This window comes from Acetobacter papayae JCM 25143 (assembly GCF_000613285.1).
GTDB lineage: Bacteria > Pseudomonadota > Alphaproteobacteria > Acetobacterales > Acetobacteraceae > Acetobacter > Acetobacter papayae.
In genome coordinates this window covers 1-4,244 of the sequence record NZ_BAIN01000117.1, presented here as the reverse complement: position 1 = coordinate 4,244, position 4,244 = coordinate 1, and the positions used below count along the sequence as shown (strand labels likewise).

The 4,244-nt window shown below is 65.6% G+C and carries 4 protein-coding genes and 3 pseudogenes; 4 read left to right on the top strand and 3 right to left on the bottom strand.

Translation table 11 applies throughout. The features are described from left to right. Positions 1–215, bottom strand: a pseudogene (locus tag JCM25143_RS14570) (gamma-glutamyltransferase); the annotation flags it as partial. A gap of 178 nt (positions 216–393) precedes the next feature. Between JCM25143_RS14570 and JCM25143_RS20175 the strand changes: the two are divergent. Beyond that, the gene (locus JCM25143_RS20175) at positions 394–948 is read left to right on the top strand and encodes a DsbA family protein (protein ID WP_267879977.1); all 555 of its coding nucleotides are present in this window, start codon (positions 394–396) and stop codon (positions 946–948) included. Beyond that, entirely contained in the window at positions 924–1,208 is a 285-nt protein-coding gene (locus JCM25143_RS24925) for a DsbA family protein (protein WP_267879978.1), read from the top strand. Before JCM25143_RS20175 ends, JCM25143_RS24925 begins: the two co-directional genes overlap by 25 nt. A gap of 121 nt (positions 1,209–1,329) precedes the next feature. On the opposite strand, the pseudogene hemA reads toward JCM25143_RS24925, so the two are convergent. After that, positions 1,330–2,593, bottom strand: a pseudogene (hemA, locus tag JCM25143_RS20170) (5-aminolevulinate synthase). A 96-nt stretch (positions 2,594–2,689) separates the two neighbouring features. Further along, the gene (locus JCM25143_RS14555) at positions 2,690–3,214 is read right to left on the bottom strand and encodes a hypothetical protein (protein ID WP_025861756.1); all 525 of its coding nucleotides are present in this window, start codon (positions 3,212–3,214) and stop codon (positions 2,690–2,692) included. Between the two features lie 9 nt (positions 3,215–3,223). Between JCM25143_RS14555 and JCM25143_RS22510 the strand changes: the two genes are divergently transcribed. Both JCM25143_RS22510 and JCM25143_RS14545 read left to right on the top strand, forming a co-directional pair. Next, on the top strand, positions 3,224–3,400 hold the full coding sequence (locus JCM25143_RS22510; RefSeq protein WP_159101664.1) for a hypothetical protein: 177 nt from the start codon (positions 3,224–3,226) through the stop codon (positions 3,398–3,400). A gap of 47 nt (positions 3,401–3,447) precedes the next feature. Further along, a pseudogene (locus JCM25143_RS14545) lies at positions 3,448–4,244 on the top strand (transketolase-like TK C-terminal-containing protein); the annotation flags it as partial.

Sequence of the window (4,244 nt, the reverse complement as noted above, 5' to 3'; positions counted from 1 at the left end):
TGCGCCAGCACGTCACGCGCGACCAGCACCGCGCGCGGGTCATCCGCCGCGACAGAGCCGGTAAAGCCTGTAACCTTTGCCTGTGTCAGATAGGGATCAGCGCTGCAGGCCGTCAGGGAGCCTGTCATGGCCAGCGCGAGCGCCGCCCCGCGCAGACGCCCCGGCAGGCGGGAACGGGTCTGGACGTAACGGTTAGTCTTGAATCGGGCAGCCACGCCTTGATATCTCCGTTGATAGGCCCACCCGGCGGGCGGACGTCTCTTTTCCATCTTCTTTTCGATTAACCTGCTTTCTTGCGGGCAGCAACAGACATGCGCGCGCACAGGCCACGGCCCCCCTTGCGAGAGCCCGCGCTCGTGCCATACCATCCCGTTTTACGGAGTACCCAACCTTATGCGCGCACTCGCCTCGTTTTTTCGCCCCGCCCGTGCGGGACTTGCCGTGCTGGCGGCCCTGTCGGTTGCCCCGGCGGCAGCCCTTCCCTCCGGTGCTCAGGCGGCCACGGCCGCCACACCCGCAACCGGGCAGAGCAGCTTTACCCCGGCCCAGCGGGCGGAAATCGTTTCCATCGTGCGCGAGGCGCTGAAATCCGACCCGAGCATCCTGTCCGATGCGGTGTCCTCCCTGCAGGCCCATGCGGCGGAACAGAAAGCCGCCTCGGCGCTGGATGTGGTACGCCGCAACCCCACCCTGTTTGGCAAAAGCAGCACGGATGTCGTGGTCGGCAACCCGCATGGCACGCTTGAGGTGGTAGAGTTCTACGACCCCCGCTGCCCATACTGCCGCAAGGTGCTGGAAGACCTGACCACCCTCAGCGCATCTGAACCCGACCTGCGGCTGGTGGAAAAGATCATTCCCATTCTTGGCCCCAACAGCACGCTGGATGCGCAGGCCATCATGCAGCGGGGCGGCAGAACGCCTATCTGGCATTCCAGAAAGCCCTCATGACCGATACCGGCGCGCCGGGCATGGAGCGTATCCGCCGTGTTGCCGCCAGCACCGGGCTGGACACCGCACGGCTGGAAAAAGACATGACTAGCAGCGAAACCGCCACGGCCCTTGCGCGCAATCTGGCGCTGGCGCGCTCCATCGGGCTGGATGGTACGCCCACCTTTATTATCGGCACGCGCGAGATCATTCCCGGCGCGGTTTCGCTTGATGAACTCCGGGCCGCCCTGTCCCGCCTGAAAATGGCCGCCCACCCGTAAGGGAGCGGGCCTGTCGCCACATACAGGCCCCAAAACGGCAACGCCCTGATACCCACCTTTAACAAGGGGCTATCAGGGCGGGCCAAAAGCAGATGGGGCTGTTTGCCCCACAACGCTGTTTTCAGGCGGCCTGTCCGGCGGCCTCACGGGCGGGGATAACCCCTTCCTCACGCAGCAGCACGCCGAGTGCGCGCACCATATCGTCCATCATTTCATCCGTATGGAACGGGCCGGGGGTCAGGCGCAGGCGCTCGGTTCCCTCCGGCACGGTCGGATAGTTGATGGGGGTGGCATAATGGCCGAACTCGTTAAGCAGGCGGCGGCTGATCCGCTTGCAGCGCTCGGCATCCCCCACCGGAATGGGCACGATATGGCTGGGGGTCATGGTAAACGGCACCCCGGCCGCACGCAGCTTGTGGCGGAACATGTTCACGCGCTCGAACAGGGTCTCGCGCCGCCAGTTTTCCGCACGCACCTTGCGCACGCTGGCCAGCGCCGCACCCACCACGCAGGGCGGCAGGGCAGTTGTGAAAATAAAGCCCGATGCGGTTGAGCGCAGAAAATCCACGATTGTAGCGGAGGCGGTAATATAGCCGCCATGCACGCCAAAACCCTTGGCCAGCGTGCCTTCGATAATATCCACCTGATCGGCCACGCCATCGCGCTGGGAAACACCGCCCCCTTCCACACCGTACAGGCCCACGGCGTGCACTTCGTCCAGATAGGTGAGCGCGCCGTAGCGCCGCGCCAGCGCGCAGATTCCGGCAATATCCGAGATGTCGCCATCCATGGAATAGACACTCTCAAACGCAATCAGCTTGGGCGCATCCGCTGGAGCCGCAGCCAGCTTGGCCTCCAGATCCGCCAGATCGTTATGCGCGAAAATAACTGTCTGCGAACCGCGCGCGCCTTGATGCCCGCAATCATGGAGGCATGGTTGAGCTGGTCGGAAAAACAGATCCAACCGGGCATGGAGGTCAGGATCGTTTGCAGGCTGGCCTGATTGGACACATAGCCCGAAATGAACAGAAGCCCTGCTTCCTTACCATGCAGGGCGGCCAGTTCGGCCTCGAGCTGGTTGTGCAGCGGCTGGTGCCCGCGATGTTGCGCGTGCCCCCCGCACCAGCGCCATGCGCGCGCACGGCCTCAATGGCGGCTTCCTGCACTTCGGGCACAACGCCCATGCCCAGATAGTCGTTGGTGGACCACACAACCACATCGCGCGCGCCGGAAACATCCTGACGCTCTTCCTCATAGACGGGGAAATGCTCCGCCTGACGGGAAAGGGGCGTAAAGGTCCGATACCGGCCAGCATGCCGGATCTGGTCAAGCGCCTCGTCGCAATGGTTATAAAAGGGGTGCCGGGCGTTCTTGATCGCTCCCACGCTAGATCTCTCCTTGCTCCCTGTCAGAAATGGCCGGGGCCGGGTGCTCGCCCCTGTGCCATTTGCCCGTGCTGGCGCCGACCGCTCCGTGTCGGTTTATCGCACATACACCCGCACGGTGGGCTTCGTCACGGTCGAATCCGGCATGGCCGTCATCTCGACCTGCGCCTGCGGCACACCTGCATCCATCAAGGCCTGCATAACGGCATGCCCATCGCCCGAAGCGAGCGTGATCAGGGCCGTGGGTACAGCGGCCTGCGCATTGCTACCCTGCGTACCCGCCGGAGGGGGCACGGGCGGGCCGGGCGGCACCAGACAACGCACCACAAACAGGGCCTCGGGCTTACGGGCCAGAGCGCGGTGGGCAATGTCCTGCACCTGTGTTTTCCACTCATCCTCAGGCGTACCGGCCACCAGTTCTATCAGCGGGGGCGCTGGCGGAGCCGCAGGAGGGGCGGGCGGCACATATGGTTTGGGCGGCACACCGGCCTGCGGGTTGAAGGTTTTCTGGTCCACCAGCTTGCAGCCTGTCAGGGCCAGCAGCGCGAAAGACAGGGCCAGGGCGGTTGATGCCCCCTGACGACCCGCCCGAAAAAAGTCCTGTCTGGAAACCGGCCGCATGGTCGAAGAATGCTCCCTGCTGGTTGCGCGCAGGCCCTGTTGCGGCCTGCCCTGCCGGGCCTGTACGGCACGGCGACTCGCTTCTCTGCCCCTTTTCTTTCGCGCCTGACCGCGCCCCGCGCAAGCCCCCTGTGGCTTTTCCGCTCTGGCCAAACCCACCCCGCCCCGCTTAAAATGGAGGCCTAAGCAGGCAGTCCACACGGTTGCATGCCCTCGCCTTCGTCTGGAACCCGATGGCCCCGCACACCACCTCCGCCCATGCCGACACGCTCACCAGCCCCCCGCCCACGCTTTCAGCGCAGGACGCGCTGGTGCTCAGGCTGGCGGCAGCCGCCCGCGCGCTGCTGGACGGCCCCGCGGCGGAAGAAGCGGCCCAGAGCCACAGCACAACCGAACTGCGCCAGCTCTGCCTGATCGTCACCGCCCTTTGGTGCCGTGTCCTGCGCTACGACCCCGCCACCCCCGACTGGCCCGACCGTGACCGGTTTGTCGTGCCCTCGCAGGCCATGCTGCCGCTGTTGCGCGCCATGCTGCACCTGAGCACCCCGGAGCCCGATACAACCACACCTCTTGATTTTGGCCTGCACCGGGCGGTGGAAATCGCGCCCGGCCCCGCAGGGCAGGGTATTGCTGCTGCGGCGGGCATGGCGCTGGCTGAAGAAATTCTGGCTGCACGGCATGGCCGCTCGCTCGTCAACCACCGCACATGGGTGCTGGCCCGCGACAGCGACCTGCTGACCGGCATCGCCCTTGAAGCCGCCCAGCTTGCCGGACGGTTCGGGCTGAACAGGCTGGCGGTGCTGGTCTGCCCCGCCCCACGCACAGACCCTGCGGATTTTTCAGACTCGCTGGCGCGTTTTAGCGCTTCGGGCTGGAGCGTGCGGCGGGTCAATGCCCGCAGCCTGCCCGCCATCATGACCGCGCTGGCCACAACACTCCGCGCCCGCAAGCCCACCTTGCTCGCCTGCCTGTCCGATGGCCCCAGCCCGCACCCGCCCATGCTCGCCGAGGAAGAACAGACCGGCCCATG

Excerpts from the sequence above, each read along its gene's own strand:
- JCM25143_RS14555 (WP_025861756.1), bottom strand. The coding sequence starts at position 3,214 with ATGCGGCCGGTTTCCAGACAGGACTTTTTTCGGGCGGGTCGTCAGGGG.
- JCM25143_RS20175 (WP_267879977.1), top strand. The coding sequence starts at position 394 with ATGCGCGCACTCGCCTCGTTTTTTCGCCCCGCCCGTGCGGGACTTGCC.
- JCM25143_RS22510 (WP_159101664.1), top strand. The coding sequence starts at position 3,224 with ATGCTCCCTGCTGGTTGCGCGCAGGCCCTGTTGCGGCCTGCCCTGCCG.